Here is a 20,772-nt window from a genome sequence, read left to right as displayed (position 1 = left end):
TTAGTACTTATTTTATTGTAGAATAGTAGGCTGTTGCTTTCGGTAATTGCTTATTGAGCCACCCGAAAATTTGATATGACAATAAACTGTACAATCACAAACAGTTTAATAGTATATTGATAAATACGCAACATTTAGTTTAAATTTTTTTAAGTTACATTATCTACTATTTTTTTGAACACACTCAAAGCGACGGTTCTGTCATTTTCAGATACACCATCCAATGAATCTTCAATTGATTTTTGAGCACACTTGGCAGCTTCATTCTTCAATTTTTTACCCAAATCAGTAAGGTAAATTCTGAATACTCGCCTGTCGTTTGGGTCGTCTTTGCGTACCACAATGCCTTCCCTTTCTAGAATGTCAATGATTCGGGTAACATTGGCACGATTTCGATTGGTGCAAACAGCCAGCTCGCTTTGTGGCAGACCGTCATTTCGCCATAGGTGAGTTAAAACGCTAAATTGTTCAGGAGTAATCGGCAAATTCTTTTCTTTCATCAGCTTTGCCAAATGCCTAAACATAGCCGTATGTGCCATACCTAAAGCTCTTCCGAAAGATGTTTCAAACTGAAATGACTCCATGTAGATTGTTAATTACGCAACAAAAATGTAAAATATTTTTTTGCTAGCCAAATTATATTTTAAATTTCTCATTATCAGTTAATTGAAAGGGTATCGTCGGTGGTTGAGTCGCCCTACAATGTGGCATAATGGTTTGCCGCATGGCACAGGTTTTATAGGTTATCTCTGCAAAATGATGCTTCCAACGTACTGGGCAAAAATCATTCGCAAAGATATTTTTTATTTATTGTTCAGGCTGGAGCTATCTGTAGGCAGGTACTTGGCGGGGAGAGTATCACCAAGGGCGAATATTTATCTAATAATTGTTATTTATGGGAAACAAAATGGATGTTATGGAATTGATTGTTAGGCCAAGAAACGAGGAGGAATAGCGTTTTATGCAATCGGTCCTGAATCGGATGAAATCGGATGAAAATCAAAAACGAATTGCGCGAAACTGACGTAGAAAAGCGTCGAAAGTAGGAGTTTCTTGATTCGCTAGAAGGCCGAGTCGAACAGCTCCACAAAGCCATAAAGGGGGAAGAGAAATTAAGAACTTTAGCCTTTGCAGGTGTGAAATACCTGCAAAACTGAGTGGGGGAAGGGCTTGGTGACGAGGATACCGCCAAGGGAACAAAATCAATTTCAAAAACCTAAATCTTTACATTTTTTGAATAATTTAGGAAACTTAATTTGTAAACTGTCGTCGTCTTCTTGCCAATCAAATACAATTTCTGGCAAAGGAAGGGAATAAGTTTTATCATGAAAATCGTCTTTATCTGTCTTCTGTTCATACGCTATACTTGCAGAATACATTAAAGTTTCAGCGTAGCATTCGCCAATATTGTCTTCGTTTATATATTTCAATAAACTTTCGGGATTTTTCCATGCCTCATAGTATGCTTTCTGACCTCTTGAAATAACCCATGCTCTAAAATAGTCAAAACCGTCATCAGAACAGCCTCCATTTATTAAATATGCTGCTCCCCACCAGTCTGAACGATATGATTTACGATGAAGTTCGCTAAAAATATTATCAAACTCAATAATTTCAGAAATTGGTCGACTTTGAAGTAGTTCTGTCAATAAGTCGGCTTGATATTCATAATCTCCTTCTGAGGATTTTTTTGCACGCTCTATAATGTTCCAAAAGTCTGCCTCACTAAAATTGATATTATTGTCTTCTTCATATCCTTTTTTTAACTTTTCAGCAATCAATTTATTAGCTTCTTTTTCAGCTTCAAGATTAGATGGGAATTCTTTTGAATCGGAACGCCCCGCCGTTCCAATGCGTCCATAAATTACCGTTAAAGTTGAATTTTCAACAGAAACACGCCAAAATTTATTTGAGAAGTCGTCTTGGAAAATTAAGTTTTTAGTCATACTTATTTTATTATCATTCTTCAAAAAACTGTTCCAGAATCGCAAAAACATTTTCTTTAAGTCCACCGAAATTGGTTTTAAAATGTCTGCTGATAGTTTTTTTATGATTGCCGAATGGCGAAAATCGCAGTACAAATGTTCAGTTTTACACAAATGCTCAATAGAATTACTGTCATTGAACCTTGCAGAAATGTTTCATAGAAGCACTTCAGCCGCCATTTTGCCAAACTGCCGTTATAAGCCATTTTTCTTGGCATTATTTAAAGTATTCTTCAATTTCAGGTCTGTGATATTCAACAATCCAGTCATTTCGTTTGATGTAAATGTCACGAATATTGTCAGCGTTATTGCTCCAAACATAACAACCTCTGTCGTCATACATTTGAAATGCTTTGTCGGTTAGTGGGTCGAAAAAGAAAATTCTTTGGTCTATGCCTAGATCAAAACCCATTTCTGTGTTTGCAATTCCGTTCAGAATGTTTTTTACGTTAATGTCCTTAACAGGTAGTTTTCCAATTATAATTCTGACTTCTTCTTTTTCTAAAACATCATTCCCGTTATCGTCTGTCGTGAAGTAGCGAGTATTTACTGTCTCCAATTGGTTGTAGAATTTCTCGAACAGCTCGGGTGGAAATTGTTTGTGTAAATAGTCGTTTGAGGTGTTGAAAACATTTTCGCCTTGGTATTCATAGATTAGAATGAAAATTTCGTGTGTCGGGTCCGTAAATGTTTCGTTGAAAATCTTCAAAGCTCTGTCTGTCGACTGATATACCCTCTCAATTGTCCCATTTTCTTTACCCTCTCCAAGTTCAAACTGAATATGAACTTGTCCACCGAGCGTATGTTCTGTGTCGATTTTGGAATATGGATAAACTGCATCAAAATATGATTGTAATTCTTGCCTTAACATTTTGTTCTTCTTCTGTCGGTCGTCTTTTAAAATGCCCTATAACTCTCAAATATGCGAAAGTTTTGCCGTACTCTTTGTGTTTACTTTAATTTTATCAAGTTTTTATTGAACTATTTGAATTGTATTTTTCATGTTGTCAATATCAGATGTACCAACCCATTGACCACACTAAAAGTCAATCTACAAAGGTTTTGAGTCGTATTTCAAACATGTTTCTCCTTACGTAAGCTACCCGTTTTTATGCCATTCAGCAAGTCGTGTCATAAATAGTTATCAAGCGGTAGGTCGGGGAGAGAAGTGGCGGGTATGGTACGAAAAGCAGACCCTTACAGGGTGACAAAATAGAGATAATGAAAAAGGGTTGCAACTGCCTATTAAATAAGCGATTGCAACCCTTTTGCTATGTATAGAAAGTTACTTCTTCGGGGCGCTGATGACGTTTAGGTAGCGGCCCATCCAATAGGGCAGGAGCCAAATGTCGCCGGCGCTGTGCTCGGAGGTGCCGTTGCTGCCCGTGCGGTCGAGGTGGAACATGTTGCCGTTGTGGCGCTGTACCGGGCGCTCGTCGGGTGGGAGCACTTCTTTGAGCGTTTGGTTGCGGAAATTGGGCGCTAATTTTTCCACGTCTTTGCGGTGGCTGTTAGAGATGGCCCAGTCGATGAGGTCGAGGGGGTGCTCTCTTAGGTACCAAGCGGCTTCATTGAGGTCAAATTCTGACGTGCCCGTCAAAGCCGTGAAAATGTTCCAAGCTCCTTCTTTTTCCGGGCGTTCGATTTCCCAGTGGTCGATGATGGCCTCTTTGTATTTGGCTTTGAGCGTGTCGTTGAAAGCATAACGGTACAGCCCCCAATAGCTCACAAAATACATTTCGTCGTCGGAGTGATTCCAGCCGTCGGAGAGCAGTTTGCTGAGGTCGTCGGCTTCGCCGGGCGCGGGGCCGATTTCCTTCATGGGGCGCATGAGGTTTTCCAAATACCCGTGCTTTTGCATTAGCTCAAGCGCCTTCTCTTTGTAGATTTCTTTCTTGGTGAAATGATAGGCGGTTTGCAGCATCGCCGTGATATTGGACGAGGTGATTTTACGATCACCCACGTTTTTGGGCATGGCATTGACGTATTCGGGACTCCAGCGGCCCCAGGTGGTCGGTTTGCCGTCGTAGTCAATGAGGTAATAATTGTTCTTTACGATGTGGCCCATCAGGGTGTCAATCAGCGTAATGGCGCGGCTTTTCATGTCGGGATCGTCGATCAGCTCCGCCATGGCTCCGAACGCAAAAATATGCCCCACGGCTTCGTCGCTGCTGGTGGTGGCTTTCCAATCCCATTCGGGGTCGGCGGCGTGTTGCCAGCGCTCTGGGTCGGCGAGTTGTGGAATGTACCCGCTCCGCTCAAACGACCGCGATGGAAACCCGGGCACGGGGTTGATGGTGTAGAGGCGCTCCATCGCGTCTAGCGCTTCGCGGCAATTTTGGAGGGCATCTTTGTCTTTGGTCACGGCGTAGCGGAAAATCTCACCACCCAAATACATCGAAGTCCACAAACCGTCGTTGTCGGAGTCGGCGAGGTAGCCAGAGGCGATGTTTCCCTTTTCCATGTTGTCCAAAGAGGCATTAAAACCGTTGCGGATGTGGCGACTGCGTACTTGCTCTTCGTAATACATGGCTTTTTCTTCCAAGGTCATTTGTTTGAAACAGATCTGACCCAATCCTGCCGTGGTCAACACCAACACTGATTTGTTGGGGCCTTCGGCAATATGAACGACGCTGTTGCTTGGCAACCAGCGCTCGCCGTTGTAGTAGTCAAATTTGCCGTCGGTGCGCAGCGCAAAAGCGCCGTTGGTGCTGCCAAACCACACTTTATCGCCGATGGCATCCACGGCCGTAATTTCGGTCCACGGAAGTTTTTTACGGATTTCACCCACTTGTTTTTTGGTGGCAATGTCCCATTCGATGTAGCCGTCAGGCGTACCGATAAAGAGCTTTTTGCCGTCGTCGGTAATGTCAAAGGCCGTAAATGCGGCACCCTGAAAAGCGTTGGTCAGTTGATTGCCCACTAAGGAGTGCAATGATTTTTTACCCAAGATCCAAAAAGCATCGGTGTCGGCTTGGTAACGTATCGAAACGACTTCGTCGCCGCCCAAATCGCCCTTCCAGAGCGAGGTCGAATCTTTGAGGAGTTGCAGTGATTTACCGTCTGAAACCAAAAAAGTAAACGCTTTTCCGCCCGCAAAAATCCGTGAAGCAGGAAGTGCATGCTTAGAGAAAAGCTTGCCAGCCCAGGCATTGCTCAACACGGTTTTGTCGTCCAAAAACACGAATTGATTTTCGTACACACCCAATGCGGCGATTTTTTTGTCTTTTAAAGGACGATAGGTGCCGTCGGCTTGGAGTTTGCCGTGGTACAAAAACTGCCCGTCGTAGGGCTGAAATAAGCCGGCACTCGACAGGATTTTAACGACACCGTTGCGGTCGCTGAACGCCGAAAGCAACGTGCCATTGGTGGGTTCTGAATAATATTTGACGCTATAATCCTGCCAAAAGGGTACGTCTTCGTAGACGGGTTGGGTAGTGGTGTTTTTGCTGCACGAAAGGAATAATCCAAGACAACACAGCAATAGAAAGGAGGTTGAACGCATTTTGAGTGAATTACGAGTTATGAAATAGGATTGGTGAATGTTAACTGATAAATGAAAGTTATCGTATCATGCCTAGGTAGCGACCCATCCAGTAGGGGAGTTGCCAGAAAACAGGTTCGCGTTCGATGTGCGCGTCGCCTCCGGCGGCGGTCCAGGGGTTTTTGTCCCACCGTACGGTCATGCGGATGCTGGCCGGTTGTAGGATGTTCACCTGTTGGTCTTCCAGCACGGGCGTCCGTACAATTTTCAGGTCTTCGCGTTGGGTATGGTCGATGGGCCAGTCGATGAGGTCGAGCGGGGTATCGACCAGAAAATCAACGGAATTGGCGAGTTCAACTTTTTCGTTTCTTGAATAGCAATAGATAAAATTGATGAGTGGATTTTGGTCGGCTTTGCGTTTTTCAAACCATTCGTCCATGTGTTTTTGGTAGAAAGCCAACCGCTGCGGGTCTTTTTCACACTTCAATAAAATCGGATAAATGTACGCCTGCAATACCACATCAAAATAGATAAACCACGCGGGATTTTGGTGAATCACCTGCGCCATGTTTTCCAGATAATGCTCCTTTTCGATGAGTCGCAGGTACTCGCGTTGGTACTTATCGTCGTTGGTCATGTAATGCGCCAATTTCAGAAAACCTAGCAGTTCCATCGAGTTTTGGTTTTTGTCGGGGGCCCATTCAGGGTCGCGGTTGAGTTGGTCGGGCGACCACACCGACCAGCGCGTGGGCTTTCCGTCAATATCGACAAAGTTGTAATTGTGTTTGATGAGGTAATCCACGATGCGCGCCACGTGCTTGCGTACGAGAGCTTTTTCGGTGTCGTCGGCCACCAGTTCGTAGTAAAAATAGTAGCCAAACATGTGTCCGCACATTTCGTCGCTGCTGGTATCGCCTTTCCAGAGCCATTTTCCATCTTTGGACTTCCGCCAACGCACCTCCACGGGCTTGAAGCGCGGCTCTTTGACCAATTCGTCGGCCAGTTCTTGGGGCGAAAAGCTACGGTTTTTGTCATGAAGCACGCCTTTCCAATCAACAGGAACGATTGTACGGGCAAAAAAGCCTTCGGTATCGGTTACTTCCTGCAATAATTTCAGAAATCCAAAGGCCTTTTTGGCATTTTCTTTGGCGTCGGGACTTTTGGTAACGGCGTACCGAAAACACTCCATGGCGAGGTAGTTGCCGGTGTATTCGCCGTCGTTGTCGTCGTCTTCGGGCTGCCAAGTGGTCAAGTCGCCCGCTTTTTCTAAGCGGCATTGGCCCGCAATCCAAGGGGCCCGGATGTGGCGTTTGAGGAGTACATCGTGGAAGTAATCGTTTTTTTGCGCCAAGGTCATCTGTTGGCGTTTGATGACGCTCACCCCTTTTTTTGTCGCAATCCAAGCGTTGCCGTTTTGGTCAAAATCAATGTCAACCACGTGGTCATCGAGTAGCCAACGGCGCGTAAAACGCAATGAGTGGGTGCCGTTTGGATAATAACGAACCACGCCTTTCTCGGTGCCGACCCACATCGTACCGTCGGGGGCAGCTTTGACGCACGTGACGTACACAGTGGGGAGGCCTTCGGCGGGGGTGATGGTTCGTATTTTTTTGCCCTCTTGAAGGACGGTTACTCCACCCAAGCCCCCTGCCCAAATTTGTTGCTGAGTATCTGATGCACTACCTTTTATATATGCACTCAAAAGCTCATTTTTGTTTCTTAAAATTCTGGTTTTTTCTACCTTATTAATATTATATAATCCAACGTCACTTGCGAGCCATAAATTTCCTTGGGTATCGGTCATGGCATGGCGCACCGAACGAGGAACTTCCCAGTCTTTTTTTACAAACCGCTGCCCATCAAATTGCCAGATTCCTTTGGGGCCGATGGCTACCAATCCGTCCTGCGTGGGGCATAGGGCCGAGATGGGTGCTTCTACGCCCGAGAGGCGTTCGAGTTTTTGGTTGCGTGACCGATAAACGCCTTCCCAAGTACCCACCCACGCCACATTTTCGGCGTCAACGGCGACGGAGAAAGCGGGCCCGTGTGGCCCCTCGGTTGGGAGGGCGGTCCAAGCGGAGTGGTTGGCTTTTTTTACAAACACCCCCGCTGCGGTGGCAATCCACACGTTGGCATTTTTGTCGACGGCAATACTGCGGACCTCATTGGGCGCAGAAGCCGACGGACGGACGGGGTACGCTTCGTGAAACTCCTGCCAAAATGCCGTGTCTTGATAAGAAGAAAGCGGACTGACTTGACCGCTGACATCGCTAATAGACGGCAAAAACAGGAAGATTAAGATACTTTTTTTGAGGAACGATTTCATGTTTGGCTGGGTGTCATGCACAGATATTACTTCGTTCGACCGGGGGAAGGCTATTGAGAAGGCGTCAATTTTAGCGAATAGGGGAATTTTTGTTTTTTGGGAGGAGTGATACAGCTGAATGTCCCTAGTTTATAAACGAATTGTTATGGCTAAATGATAGTTTTACAATGGTTTATAGGCTTTTATTAAGGATATATTACTTCTTTGATAATTTGCGCGATTTGAGGATATATTTACGCAATTTGAGACGGTTTCCCCAAAATAAGGGTGTAATTTTACTTTCACAATTCTAAGAATAAGTAGTCCTTTTACAATCTATACCCAGTTTTAACCTTTCCCAAAAAACTACACCATGGCCTGTATCAGCGAATATACCCTGCGTAAAGTAATCCAAGGTGATCAGACTGCCTTTGCGGAGTTGTACAACCACTACAAAACCCCTGCGATTAAGTTTTGCGTTTCGCTCGTAAAAGATGAAGAGGAAGCAGAAAACATGCTGCACGAGGTCTTCATAAAGATTTGGGAAAAAAGAACCCAAATAAATCCAGAGCTTAACTTCAACTCCTATTTGTTTACGTGTTTGCGTAATTTGGCCTTTGACCATTTTAAAAAAATGGAAAAAAGCCATTTTATTCGTCAGCAGTACATGGAACGAATGGAGGATAGGCACATCGATGAGATAGAGACAGAGGAAGCAAAGATCGTGCGCCTACGTTCGGCCATTGATTCGTTGTCAGAAAAGCGAAAAATCATTCTGAAGCTGAATATTGAGGAAGGTAAATCTTATCAGGAGATTGCGGAGTTGATGCGTATTTCAAAAAATACCGTCAAAAATCAGTTGGTTAAAGCCAAGCAATTTCTGCGCGAGCGGGTAGACATGGCGGCTGTGCTGTAATTGGCCCATTCAATAAATTTTGCACGGGTGTAAAGTCCGTGAATACACACCAACATTGCCCTATTTTCGAAGATTTGTATCCCTACTTTCACTGCCTTATTCCTGTTGTTAAGTCCATCGCCCACGAGATGGTTCCCTATGCCTATGTTTCATGTTTATACTGCTGAGTTTGAAGCACCTGCTTGCTTATTTACCCGTACTTAGTAAAAAAATAATCTTATTACGAATAGTACATCACATAGGACAACCTGTATTTATGAGTACCATTTAATACCTTAAACAATTGACAAAAGATGAACTGCAACTTTATTCTGAAACAAACGCTAAGGCGTTTGCTGCTTATGACAATGGTTGTGGGGACTTGTTTTGTGACGTCTTGGGCGCAGGTCCGGACCATCACAGGTAAAGTCACCACCAGCGAAGACGGTACCGGAATGCCCGGCGTCAACATCGTTCTGAAAGGTTCGCAAAAAGGAACCAGCAGTAATGCGACTGGAAATTACTCCATCGAAGTAAACGGGGCCAATCCCGTGCTCGTATTTTCGTTTGTAGGTTATGATGCTTCTGAAGTGGCAGTAGGCAACCGCAACGTAGTGGATGTCACCTTGACGCCTGGCACCGAAAACCTTAACGAAGTAGTAGTAACGGCCTTGGGTATCAAGCGTGAAAAACGCGCCTTGGGTTATTCAGTGGGCGAGGTGTCGGGAAAAGACATCGTTAATGTACCCCAAGAAAACGTGCTGAATGCGCTCTCTGGACGCGTAGCGGGGGTAACCATCAACCAAACCAGTGGTGTAGGCTCTTCGGTAAGTATTATCATTCGTGGTGCTAAGTCATTGAGCAACGACAATCAGCCGTTGTTCGTGATTGACGGAGTTCCTGTTGCCAACAACCTGAACAACCTTCGCTCCATGGGCGACCGTAACAACGTGGATTACGGTAACGCCATTTCCGACATTAACCCCGACGACGTAGAAAGCGTTTCGGTCTTGAAAGGCCCCAGCGCGGCGGCTCTTTACGGTTCTCGTGCTGGTAACGGGGTGATTTTGATTACCACCAAATCGGGTAAAAAAGGTAAAGGACTCGGCGTATCGTTTTCGACAAGCAACGTGTTTGAAACGCCTTACCGCTACCTTGATCTACACTACAAATACGGCAATGGCGACCGCAATGCCCGTTTGGACGAGACTTCGGCCTATTGGGGTGGCCCTGAACTGGACAAAGGCTTGACCGCCGTTCAGTGGAACAGTCCGCTGGATGCCAACGGCAACAAAGTGCCAACTGAGTTGAAGTCTTACAAAGACAATATGAAGAACTTCCTGCAAACGGGAATCACTTCTACCAACAACATCGCGATTTCAGGTTCAAATGATAAAACTACCTACCGGGTGTCTTACAACATGATGACCAACAAAGGTCTCATTCCTAACTCGGATTTGAATCGCCATTCATTGTCAGCCGCTGCTACTTACGATATTACCAACAAAGTAAAATTGACGACCAATTTGAACTTTGTACGCTCGCAGTCAGACAACCGCCCTTCTACCGCCAACCGTGGTGCCAACCCGTTGGAGGCTGTGTATCAGTGGTCGCACGTTGACATTAGAGAATTGAAAGATTATTGGCTACCAGGTAACGAGCAAATCAAGCAGCGCTCACCAACAAACGGTGATAACCCTTATTTCTTGGCCTATGGTATCAACAACGCCTTCAACCGTGACCGTATCTACGGAAACATGAAATTAGATTACTCGATTACGTCAAACTTGTCGGCTTTTGCGCGTATTTCACACGATATGTTTGTGGAAGACCGCGAAACTAGCATTCCTTGGAGCTACAGTCGTGGTCGCAACGGTGGATATTACAAGCAGGGTATCGGTCGTAAAGAAACCAACGCGGACTTCCTTTTGACGTACAAAAAGAACATCAAGTCGTTTGATTTGAGCGTATCGGGTGGTGGTAACTACATGGTTCAGAATTATAATGAAGATTTTATGGGCGGCAGTATCCTGACCGTGCCAGGGCTTTACAGAATCTCTAACATTCCGTTGGCATCGTTGCAAGTAAGCAACGGAACCAACCAAAAAGCCATCTACAGCTTGTACGGAATGGCTTCTTTGGGCTACAAAAACATGCTCTATTTGGACTTGACCGCCCGCAACGACTGGTCGAGCACGCTCCCTGCCGAAAACCGTTCGTATTTCTACCCATCGGCTTCAATGAGCTGGTTGGCAAACTACACGTTCAACTTGCCTAAGTCAATTTCCTTGCTGAAATTCAGAGCTGGTTGGGCGCAGGTAGGTAACGACGCCAGTCCGTACCAATTGGTTCCAACATTGGGTACAGGCTCATGGGGAAGTTTGATTACTACGGGTGTACCAAGCACGCTTTTGAACTCACAGTTGAAGCCTGAAATCGCCACTTCCTCCGAATTTGGAGTTGACTTAGGTTTCTTCGAAAACCGTCTGCGTTTTGAAGGTACTTACTACTACGTAGAGAATAAAAACCAGATTTTGGGTATCACTACACCATCTTCTTCGGGTTTTGGTAGCAAGCTAATCAACGCAGGTTTATTGGCCAGCAAAGGTTGGGAAATCAACTTGGGAGGTAGCCCGATTCGTGACAAGAACGGTTGGAACCTGGACCTTAACGTGAATTTTACTCGCAACCGTACCGTCATCAAAGAGCTGACCGAAGGAATGGATTTTTATCAACTTTGGGATGACAACAACGGCGGGGCGTTTACTTTTGTAGGTGAAGAAATCGGTAATATCTACAGCCGTGGCTATGCTACCGTCAAAGATGCTTCTTCTCCTTATTACCGTTGGCCAATTTTGAATAACAATGGCGAGTGGATTGCGGTAAACGACCGTACTGCCCGCGAAAAAGTAGGTAATTTCAACCCACGTTTTATCATGGGTATGCAAGCAACGCTTTCATACAAGCGTTTCTCGTTGGCGGCTAGCTTTGATACCCGTATCGGCGGTAACTTCCAATCGTATACTTATCGCTACGGAGAGTCTGACTGGAAATCACAGCGCCAATTGAATCAGTTGATTCCAGGTGGGTTGTACTCAGAGGCAGAATTAGTGGCCCTTTTGAAATCAGATCCTGAGAAATACATCATTCCTGAAAACGGTAACTTCCCACGTGTGGGTGGTCACACCAAAGCAACGGGCGGTATGGGTGCTGATGGCGATGGCGGATTTATTCCGGGCGTAATTCTTCAGTCTGATGGCACTTACAAAGAGCATTTGGGCGGTGCAGGTACCAACATTTATCCCATCACGGATACTTACCCTTGGAGCTTTAACAAGCAAATCACGTTTGATGCTTCGTTCATCAAGCTGAGAGAATTGTCGTTATCATACAATATTCCAAACATCGGTGCTTTCCGTAACGCCAGCATCTCGGTATTCACCAGAAACATCATGGTGTGGACGGCTTCTAAAATCGGAATTGACCCCGAAAGAGCGTTCCAAGCCGATGGCGGTCGCTTCCGTCAGGGAATCGAATTGCAAAACGTGATGCCTTGGACCATTCCGGTCGGATTTAAATTAAACTTCAATTTGTAACCAATAACATTTAAATCACTACGATCAACATGTTAAAGAAAATATCAAAATCGGTTTTGGTTCTCGCAGTCATGCTGGTAGCTTCTTGCAGCGACCGCCTGTCTGAAATCAACGAGAACCCCAACGGGATTGACCCAGCTACCGCCAATCCCAACTTAATGATGCCAGAAGTAATGAACAACGCTGCCCGGGGCTATCTGGAGCTTGGCTACGGTGATGTGGCTGGGGTAGCGCAACATATCCAACACGATGGTTGGTTTAGCGGAATTAACCACTACGATTGGGGCCCGCAAGACTGGAGTGGCTGGTACAATATGTTGCGTAACAACGAATTTTTGTACAAGCGTTCAGTAGAACTCAATTACAAATTCCACCAAGGCGTGGCCTTGACGATGCGTTCATTCATCTTTGGCGTAATTACTGATTTATGGGGAGATGCACCTTATACCTCTGCGGTAAAAGGTGACCAGTCGAATGAGTTTTTGAAGCCTGGATTTGATAGCCAAGAGGTGATTTACAAAGGAATCATCGCTGATTTGAAAGCTGCTTCGGCGCTTTTTGCGACCAAAGATGCCACTGGTTATACCGCAGGATACGATATTTTCTACGCGGGTAATCCTACGTCATGGCAGAAATTTGCCAACACACTTTTGTTGCGTTATTACATGAGGGTTTCTGAAAAAATGCCAGCAGAAGCCAAAGCGGGTATTGAGGCTATCTACGCGTCGGGAGTTTATATGAAAACACCCGCTGAGGATGCTGTAATGAACTACATTGGCGCTACTGCTGGTAATTCATGGCCAGGTGCGGTGGCTTTCGACCAGGAGCAATCTAACTTCAGACGTAAAAAACCCGCTCAAACCTTGCTTAACAGCTTGATGACCAACAGCGACCCTCGCCTCAAAGTATGGTTTGCACCAGTATATGTACGTTGGGTAGCCGACCCAACCCTTGCTACTCCCGTTGATGAGTTTATCAGAAAAGACGGCGTGATTATGCAAGGAACTCGTTATTTAACGGATGTTGTATTTAATGCAGAAGTAAAAAAAGGTGTTAAGTTTACCCGTCATTACAATCCTAAGTTATACACTGGAACCTTGGATACCAACGAATACGTAGGCGTGCCACCGGGCTTGAGACAACCTGATTATTATAACAATAACCCAACGCCCGGTCAAACGGTCCAAAATCAACACGTTTCTCAGTTGGCGGATGCTTATCGCGGAAGCAGCGGCGGATTGTTGAAAGCGCGTTTGGCTTCATCGGCTGAGACGGCCTTCATCTTGGCCGAAGCCGCTCAAAAAGGCTGGGCCGTAGGAACCGCCGCCACGCACTACAACGCAGGGGTGAAAAACTCCCTCGAAACCTGGGGCGTAGGCTCACAATACGATGCTTATATTGCCAAGCCAGGCGTAGCTTACAACAACACATTGGAGCGCATCATGGAGCAAAAATGGATTGCGAGCTGGACCGCTGCCACCGAAGCATGGTTTGATTATCGCAGAACGGGCCTTCCAGCATTGAAAGCGGGTCAGGCGTCGGCTGAACCAGTATTGCCCGTCCGTTTCAACTATGGCGACAATGAAGTAAACTTCAACCGTACCAACGCTGATGATGCCATCAATAAGCTTGAAACAACAAAACATTCGGGTTTAAGAGGCAAAAACAGCCAATGGTCTAAACCGTGGGTTATTCAGGGAACGGGCAAACCGTGGTAGAAGAAAAAAAAATAGTTAAAATGTACAATTGGTAGTATGCTGAGAGGCGGGGGAATCTTCCCTCGCCTTTCGTTTTTTAGGATATTTTTGAGAACGATTTTTGTATACGATTTTCCGTTAATTGCGTTTAATCCTCAGGTATGTAGTGTTAATTTTCTGTTAATCAATGAGTTAATAAAAATCTTTTTTATAAAAAATATTATAAGATTACTGTAATATTATAATATTTTTAAATTATCATTAAATAGTACATTTTTTTGAAATAATTCTTCATGCAGAGTAGTCTGTTTAATTGGTTTATGGGTATTGGAGTATAGAACTTCTTTAACCGATAATAACCATGATTATTAGCTCTACTTTTCTACAACGTACGTTGAGGTGTTTGCTTAGTTTAACAGTGGTTGCAGGGTTATGCTTCTCTACAGCGATGGCGCAAAGCCGAACTGTAACCGGCAAAATCACTTCCAGTGAAGACGGTACCGGTATGCCCGGGGTAAATATTATTGTAAAGGGGACCCAGAAAGGAACCAGTACCAACGGTGCTGGTGCGTACTCCATTGAGGTCTCTGGCAACAATCCAGTTTTGATTTTTTCCTTCGTAGGTTTTACCGCTCAGGAGGTAGCCATTGGAGCCAGAAGCATCGTGGATGTTTCATTGACACCAAGTGCTGAAAACCTCAGAGAGGTAGTCGTAACGGCCTTGGGTATCAAGCGGGAAGAAAAATCGCTGGGATATTCGGTAGGTAAAATTGACAGCAAAGAACTGAACCGGGTAGCGCAAGAAAACGTCTTGAATGCAATGGCTGGAAAGGTGGCTGGGGTTACGGTAAGTTCTACGGGCGGCACTGGTTCGTCGGTTAGTATGATTATTCGGGGGGCTACTTCATTGGGGAGCGACAATCAGCCGCTGTTTGTCGTTGACGGGGTGCCGCTGGCCAATACCCTCAACAATATAAGTCAGGTAGGAAATGACAACCGCGCCGATTTTGGCAACTCCATTTCCAGTCTAAATCCCGACGATATTGAAAGCGTTTCGATTTTGAAAGGACCCAGTGCGGCGGCCCTTTACGGTTCGCGTGCGGGGCACGGTGTGGTGTTGATTACGACAAAAAACGGGGCTAAAGCCAAGAAAATGACTGTTTCGATTACGTCTAATACCGTTTTTGATAAACCGTTTAAGTTTCTGAAATGGCAAACTCAGTTTGGCCCAGGTCAATTCTCTGCCATTCCGCCTTCCGTCAGTGGAAATCCGCTGACCAATCCGTTTGGGGCGCTTATTCAGGAAAATGTGGGGGCTACTTATGGTGCCGCGTTGGATAAAGGCTACGAAGAAGTGCAGTGGAATAGCCCACTCGATGCCAATGGTAAACCCATCAAAATGCCGTTGGTTTCGCACCCTAATAATGTCAGAAATTTTGTACAGACAGGTATTACTACTACCAACGGGGTGTCGGTGGCCAACAGTAACGACAATTACAGCTATCGTTTATCCTATTCTAACATGCAGAACCAGGGCATTATTCCCAACTCTGATTTGTTCAGAAATACCATCAACCTGAACACGTCGGTGAAGGTGAATGAAAAACTCAGAATCAGCACCAATCTTGACCTGAGTCGTTCTAATTCCAACAACCGACCCGCTGGTAATCGTGGAACCAACCCCTTGCAATGGGCGTACGCTGTTTCGCCCCACACCGACATTAAAGACCTAGAAAACTATTGGTTGCCAGGTCAGGAAGGACTTCAACAACGCTCACAGTTCAAAGGAATTTACAATAACCCCTATTTCTTGGCAAACGAGGTTAACAACAGCTTTACCCGCGACCGTGTATTTGGAAACATTCGGGCCGACTGGCAAATCTCGCCGTCGTTCAGCCTGATGGGGCGTTATGCCGTTGATACGTATAATGAAAACCGTGAATTGAAAATAGCCAACAGCTACACCAACGACCCGCGTGGTGCTTATGGCCTTATCAATATTGCCAATTTGGAAACCAACGCTGACTTCTTGGCGACCTACAAAAAAGACATCAAAGACTTCAGCTTGTCGCTTTCGGCGGGTGGGAACTCCCGTTATCAGCGGGGCTCAAACGTCACCAACGCTACCAAGGGAGGCACTGGATTGATTGTACCCGGGGTGTTTAACATTCAAAACATTGCGCCCGCCAACTTAGATTACAACAGCAGCCGTTTCCAACGTGCCATGTACAGCGTGTACGGATTGGCCAATTTTGGATACAAAGACATGATTTTTCTGGACGTAACGGCCCGTAACGACTGGTCGAGTACATTGCCTGCGGCCAACCGCTCGTATTTCTATCCTTCGGCTTCGTTGAGCTTATTGGTGAACGAAATGTTGCCATTGACGAGTCAAATCAGCATGTTGAAATTGAGAACAGGTTTTGCGCAGGTAGGAAATGACGCCAATCCGTACCAATTGCTCGGTTCGTTGGGCAACGCGGGTACGTGGGATGGCATTCCGCGTTTGTCAACGCCAGGAACGCTTCTGATTGCCGATTTAAAACCTGAAATCGTGACCTCTTACGAAAGCGGGATTGACTTAAATTTATTCAAAAACCGTCTGCGCTTCTCGGGTACGTATTATATGGTTGAAAATCGTAACCAAATCCTGAGCACCAAGTTGCCGCCTTCGTCGGGTTATTCATCCAAAAACATCAACGCGGGTTTGCTGGTTAGCAAAGGCTTTGAGTTGAGCCTCGGTGGAACCATCGTGGACCGCAATAACTGGAGATGGGATTTGACCACTAACTGGACCCGCAACCGTACTACCATCAAGTCCCTTTCGGATGATTTGCCCTACTATACCCTGTGGCAAGATGCTAAAGGAGGTGCATGGACCTACGTGGGCGAACAAATCGGAGATATTTATGACGCCAAAATCGTGACGGTCGAAAACAAAGAATCGCCATATTTTGGGTATCCGATTCTGGACCAAACGGGTAAGTGGCAGTCGATTGACGCCATTAACACTAAAAACAAAATCGGTAACTTCAACCCTAAATTTATCATGGGATTGCAAACGTCGATTTCGTACAAAGGCTTTAGCCTGAGCATGTCGTTTGACTGGAGAAATGGCGGGGATTTTGTTTCTCAAACCTACCGCTATGGCGAGGAAAACGGACAGTCTCAGTTGTTTTTGGATAAACTCATCAACCCTAACGGTTTGACGGGTCAAGCATTGCGCGATTATCTGGTTGCCAATCAGGATGAACTCATTCGGATTAACGGAAATTATTTCCCCCTGGTGGGTGGTCCAACGCCTGATTACGGCGGCTATCCGTTCAAATACGGCCCATACACACTGCCGCACGGTGGGGTGTTCATTCCGGGTGTTATTGCAACGGGCTACGATGCCAACGGAAACCCAACTGGCTTCAAAGAAAACCTTGGTGGAGCTGGAACCACCATCCTGCCGTTTGCGGGCAGTACGGCGTGGTCGTTTACTCGGGCATTTTTGTACGATGCTTCTTTCTTGAAACTGAGAGAAATTACATTGGGCTACGACTTACCCCAAAACTGGTTGCGGAAAGTGGGTGTTCAGAGTGCCAACTTCTCGGTTTATAGTCGCAACATTATCTTGTGGACGGCCGCTAAAATCAACATTGACCCCGAAAACGCATTCCAACCAGAAGCGGGGATTCAGGGTGGTAGCCAATTCAAACAAGGAATTGAGCGCTACAACGTCAATCCTTGGGTGATTCCGGTCGGCTTCAAATTAGGCTTAACTTTTTAAGAAAACATAAACGGATAAAGTGATGAAATTCAACACACTCAAATTTACCTGCTTCGCGGTTTTGTTTTCCTGTACGGTGTTTTCCTGCAAAGACTTAACCGAACTGAACATCAACCCCAACGGGGTAGACCCCGACAATGCCAACCCGAATTTGGTGCTGTCGACGGTATTGACCGAAACGGGCAAGGCATTTGTTAACTTAGGGTATCAAGACATTGCTGGGGTAATGCAGCACACCCAAAAAGACGGCTGGAGCGGTGGCCACAATGACTATGATTGGGGCGGTAGCCAGAGTTGGGCGGGGTATTACGACATCCTGCGCAACAACCAATACGTGTACGACCGTGGCGTAGCCATCAAGTCTGAGTTGCATCAAGGCATTGCTTTGGTTGTCAAATCTATGATGTTTGGGTTAATCACCGATCTTTGGGGCGATGCTCCCTACTCGGCAGCGCTGAAAGGGGCCGTAGGTGGGGCAGAAAATACATTCCCTGCCTATGACTCACAGGAAGTCATTTATACGGGTATTTTAGCTGATTTGGACAAAGCCAATACCTTGCTTTCCAAAAATGCAACCGAATATACCGCTACCGTCGGCACCGCCGATGTGTATTATCAGGGCGCGCCTGCCAAATGGCGGAAATTGGCCAATTCGCTTGCGCTGCGTTATTACATGCGTATCTCTGCTAAAAAACCAGACGTAGCCAAGGCGGGTATTGAAAAAATCGTAGCCAATGCCACCCAATACCCCATCATTACGGCCATTGCCGATGATGCCGCCATGCCCTTTGCGGGCAATAGCAACGATGATTCGTGGCCTGCCAATGCCATTTATGACGCCAGTGAAAGTAATTATCGCCGGATTAAAATGGCCGCTACATTTGTGGACAGACTGCTTGTTTTGAAAGACCCGCGTTTGGGTATTTGGGCCAACAAAGTTAAAATTCAAATCGTTGTTGACCCTGCTCTTCCAAAAGGAACGGACAAAATAGATGGCAATAAACGCTATTTGTCGCCCGACAAAGTGGTTGGGAAAGAATATAATACCAACGAATATGTGGGATTGCCAACGGCGATGTTGGGCGGGCCTACCTACAACCTTAGTCCAACGGCTGAGCAAGGAGCCAACAACCCGCACGTATCGTGGCTGAGTGATATTTATCGTCAGGCCAAAGGGCCGTTGCTTAAATCACGTCTGATGTCGGCGGCGGAAGTGCGCTTTATTTTGGCCGAGGCCGCCTTGAAAGGATGGGCTGCTGGTGATGCCAAGACCCACTATGAAGCAGGTGTAAAAGCGTCGATGGATACTTGGGGAGTGGGTAGCAGCTACGCGGCCTACATCGCGGGAGCGGATGCTAAGTTTGATGGTACGTTGAAGCAAATCATTGAGCAAAAATGGATTGCGAGCTGGACGGCTGCGCAGGAAGCGTGGTTTGACTACCGCAGAACGGGTTTTCCCGAACTGAAAACAGGCAATCAATCGAAGCGGAATGTGTTGCCAGTACGTTTTTATTACATGCTTGACGAACGTAATTTGAATAAAACAAATGCCGAATCGGCCATGAGTAAGTTGGAAACAACGCCTTACTCAACCGTTGACGGTAAAAACAGTCCTTGGTCCAAACCGTGGGTAATCCAGGGTACGGGCAAACCGTGGTAATTTTTTGGGTTAGTTGAACAAAAAAGTGGTGGATCATATCCACCCTTTTTTTGCCCTTTGCACAAATAAAAATAGAAAGTATTCACATGAGAAAAATTGCTTATTTACTGCTTCTTTTATTGTATTATAACGCTGGTGCGCAAGAATTTAAAGCCGCCGCAGCCTTACGAGTCATTACCCCTAATCCGCTCTTGCCCGTATCGGGTGGCATCGGGACGCCCAAACCAGCAACGGAGAAAAAAGGAGATTTGTTTGCCCGGGTGTTGGTGCTCGAAAAAGGGAACACCCGCGTGGCCATTGTGAGCGTAGATAATCTGGGTTGGTCATCTATTTTGGGCAACCGTTCAAGGGGGTTAATCAAAGGCATTCCTCCCGAAAATGTTCTAATTGGCTGTACGCATACCCATAGCGGGCCAGATGCCTACGGATTTCCTGACCAAACGGGCAAAACATCGGCCGACTTGAATTATTTGGAAGACTGCGTAAAAAAAATCGCCGAGGCGGTCAATGAAGCCGTTACCAAGTTGGAGCCAGCTACGCTGAAAGTAGCCGTGGGAGAAGCAAAGGGAAAGATTGCCTATAATTATTACGCCGCCGATTTGTACGACCCTCGTTGTGGCGTGATTCAGGCGATTTCCAAGTCAGGAAAACCCATTGCTACCTTGGTTAATTACGCTATTCACCCTGAAGTACTGGGTGCTGGAAGGGGTATTTTAAGCCCCGATTTGTGCGGACCATTATACGACCGCATTGAGTCTAAAGGTGGTGGTATGGCCATTTTTTTAAACGGTGCGCAGGGTGGAATGGTCACGGCCGATACCCGCCGCGAAGCCAACACGGAAGCCAATACGTGGGAAGAATGCATTCGTATCGGAGAGTTGCTCGGCGACGAAGCCCTGAGGATTGTCAGTACTGCGACGACGGTATCAAACCCGTCGGTGTATTGCACCGCACGGACTGTAGAGTTTCCCGTTGACTCCGACATGATGAAGTACATTCTCAAAAATTCGCCACTCAAACACGCCAATGCCAAACCCGACGCCGTAAGTACGCAGGTAAATCTGCTGAACATCGGGCCGGCGCAGATTTTGACCATTCCGGGTGAGGCATTGCCCAACATCGGCTTTTACCTCAAACGGCACATGAACACCAAATTGCCGTTTTTGTTTGGCCTCACCAACGACGCGTTTGGGTATATGCTCACCAAAGTAGATTTTAACAGTTTCAAACGTTATGACTATATAAGTCGTACCAGCCTCGGCGAAATGACGGGTGAAATTTACATTGAACAGGCGCTCAAGTTGGTCAAAGAAAGCCCTAAGCCAGAATAAAAAATCGTTAATAGTTAACCGTTATTCCTCAACAATCAATTTAT

11 protein-coding genes are annotated in these 20,772 nt (G+C 46.0%); 6 read left to right on the top strand and 5 right to left on the bottom strand.

Annotated features, from left to right (window positions below; all coding sequences use genetic code 11):
- Nucleotides 1-149: 149 nt before the first annotated feature.
- The 5 genes from DR864_RS12250 to DR864_RS12230 form a co-directional block, all read right to left on the bottom strand.
- On the bottom strand, nt 150-584 hold the full coding sequence (locus DR864_RS12250) for a MarR family winged helix-turn-helix transcriptional regulator (protein ID WP_114067253.1): 435 nt from the start codon (nt 582-584) through the stop codon (nt 150-152).
- Nucleotides 585-1,208: 624 nt separating this feature from the next.
- Nucleotides 1,209-1,946: a DUF4240 domain-containing protein gene (locus DR864_RS12245; protein ID WP_162793763.1), complete on the bottom strand. Its 738-nt coding sequence runs from the start codon at nt 1,944-1,946 to the stop codon at nt 1,209-1,211.
- A 256-nt stretch (nt 1,947-2,202) separates the two neighbouring features.
- Entirely contained in the window at nt 2,203-2,856 is a 654-nt protein-coding gene (locus DR864_RS12240) for a DUF3885 domain-containing protein (RefSeq protein WP_114067251.1), read from the bottom strand.
- A gap of 414 nt (nt 2,857-3,270) precedes the next feature.
- Nucleotides 3,271-5,490 (bottom strand): ligand-binding sensor domain-containing protein, encoded by a 2,220-nt coding sequence (locus tag DR864_RS12235; RefSeq protein WP_114067250.1) that lies wholly within the window; start codon nt 5,488-5,490, stop codon nt 3,271-3,273.
- A gap of 58 nt (nt 5,491-5,548) precedes the next feature.
- Nucleotides 5,549-7,795, bottom strand: a complete 2,247-nt coding sequence (locus DR864_RS12230) for a ligand-binding sensor domain-containing protein (RefSeq protein ID WP_114067249.1) — start codon at nt 7,793-7,795, stop codon at nt 5,549-5,551.
- A gap of 352 nt (nt 7,796-8,147) precedes the next feature.
- Between DR864_RS12230 and DR864_RS12225 the strand changes: the two genes are divergently transcribed.
- The 6 genes from DR864_RS12225 to DR864_RS12200 all read left to right on the top strand — a co-directional run bounded on the left by DR864_RS12225 (nt 8,148) and on the right by DR864_RS12200 (nt 20,728).
- A complete protein-coding gene (locus tag DR864_RS12225; protein WP_114067248.1) occupies nt 8,148-8,690 on the top strand; it encodes an RNA polymerase sigma factor in 543 nt (180 codons plus the stop codon).
- 293 nt (nt 8,691-8,983) lie between these two features.
- Complete coding sequence (locus tag DR864_RS12220; protein ID WP_114067247.1) at nt 8,984-12,265, top strand: SusC/RagA family TonB-linked outer membrane protein; 3,282 nt, start codon at nt 8,984-8,986, stop codon at nt 12,263-12,265.
- Between the two features lie 29 nt (nt 12,266-12,294).
- Nucleotides 12,295-13,983, top strand: a complete 1,689-nt coding sequence (locus tag DR864_RS12215; protein ID WP_205319237.1) for a SusD/RagB family nutrient-binding outer membrane lipoprotein — start codon at nt 12,295-12,297, stop codon at nt 13,981-13,983.
- A 340-nt stretch (nt 13,984-14,323) separates the two neighbouring features.
- Complete coding sequence (locus tag DR864_RS12210; protein WP_114067245.1) at nt 14,324-17,737, top strand: SusC/RagA family TonB-linked outer membrane protein; 3,414 nt, start codon at nt 14,324-14,326, stop codon at nt 17,735-17,737.
- A 22-nt stretch (nt 17,738-17,759) separates the two neighbouring features.
- Nucleotides 17,760-19,397, top strand: coding sequence for a SusD/RagB family nutrient-binding outer membrane lipoprotein (locus DR864_RS12205; protein ID WP_114067244.1), 1,638 nt, complete (start codon nt 17,760-17,762; stop codon nt 19,395-19,397).
- 86 nt (nt 19,398-19,483) lie between these two features.
- Nucleotides 19,484-20,728 (top strand): hypothetical protein, encoded by a 1,245-nt coding sequence (locus DR864_RS12200; protein WP_114067243.1) that lies wholly within the window; start codon nt 19,484-19,486, stop codon nt 20,726-20,728.
- Nucleotides 20,729-20,772 lie beyond the last annotated feature (44 nt).

The organism is Runella rosea, assembly GCF_003325355.1.
GTDB lineage: Bacteria > Bacteroidota > Bacteroidia > Cytophagales > Spirosomataceae > Runella > Runella rosea.
This window is presented reverse-complemented; position numbering and strand designations above follow the sequence as displayed.

What these genes read in the sequence shown, in the direction of transcription:
- DR864_RS12250 (WP_114067253.1), bottom strand. Translation starts at nt 584, where the DNA reads ATGGAGTCATTTCAGTTTGAAACATCTTTCGGAAGAGCTTTAGGTATG.
- DR864_RS12245 (WP_162793763.1), bottom strand. Translation starts at nt 1,946, where the DNA reads ATGACTAAAAACTTAATTTTCCAAGACGACTTCTCAAATAAATTTTGG.
- DR864_RS12240 (WP_114067251.1), bottom strand. Translation starts at nt 2,856, where the DNA reads ATGTTAAGGCAAGAATTACAATCATATTTTGATGCAGTTTATCCATAT.
- DR864_RS12235 (WP_114067250.1), bottom strand. Translation starts at nt 5,490, where the DNA reads ATGCGTTCAACCTCCTTTCTATTGCTGTGTTGTCTTGGATTATTCCTT.
- DR864_RS12230 (WP_114067249.1), bottom strand. Translation starts at nt 7,795, where the DNA reads ATGAAATCGTTCCTCAAAAAAAGTATCTTAATCTTCCTGTTTTTGCCG.
- DR864_RS12225 (WP_114067248.1), top strand. Translation starts at nt 8,148, where the DNA reads ATGGCCTGTATCAGCGAATATACCCTGCGTAAAGTAATCCAAGGTGAT.
- DR864_RS12220 (WP_114067247.1), top strand. Translation starts at nt 8,984, where the DNA reads ATGAACTGCAACTTTATTCTGAAACAAACGCTAAGGCGTTTGCTGCTT.
- DR864_RS12215 (WP_205319237.1), top strand. Translation starts at nt 12,295, where the DNA reads ATGTTAAAGAAAATATCAAAATCGGTTTTGGTTCTCGCAGTCATGCTG.
- DR864_RS12210 (WP_114067245.1), top strand. Translation starts at nt 14,324, where the DNA reads ATGATTATTAGCTCTACTTTTCTACAACGTACGTTGAGGTGTTTGCTT.
- DR864_RS12205 (WP_114067244.1), top strand. Translation starts at nt 17,760, where the DNA reads ATGAAATTCAACACACTCAAATTTACCTGCTTCGCGGTTTTGTTTTCC.
- DR864_RS12200 (WP_114067243.1), top strand. Translation starts at nt 19,484, where the DNA reads ATGAGAAAAATTGCTTATTTACTGCTTCTTTTATTGTATTATAACGCT.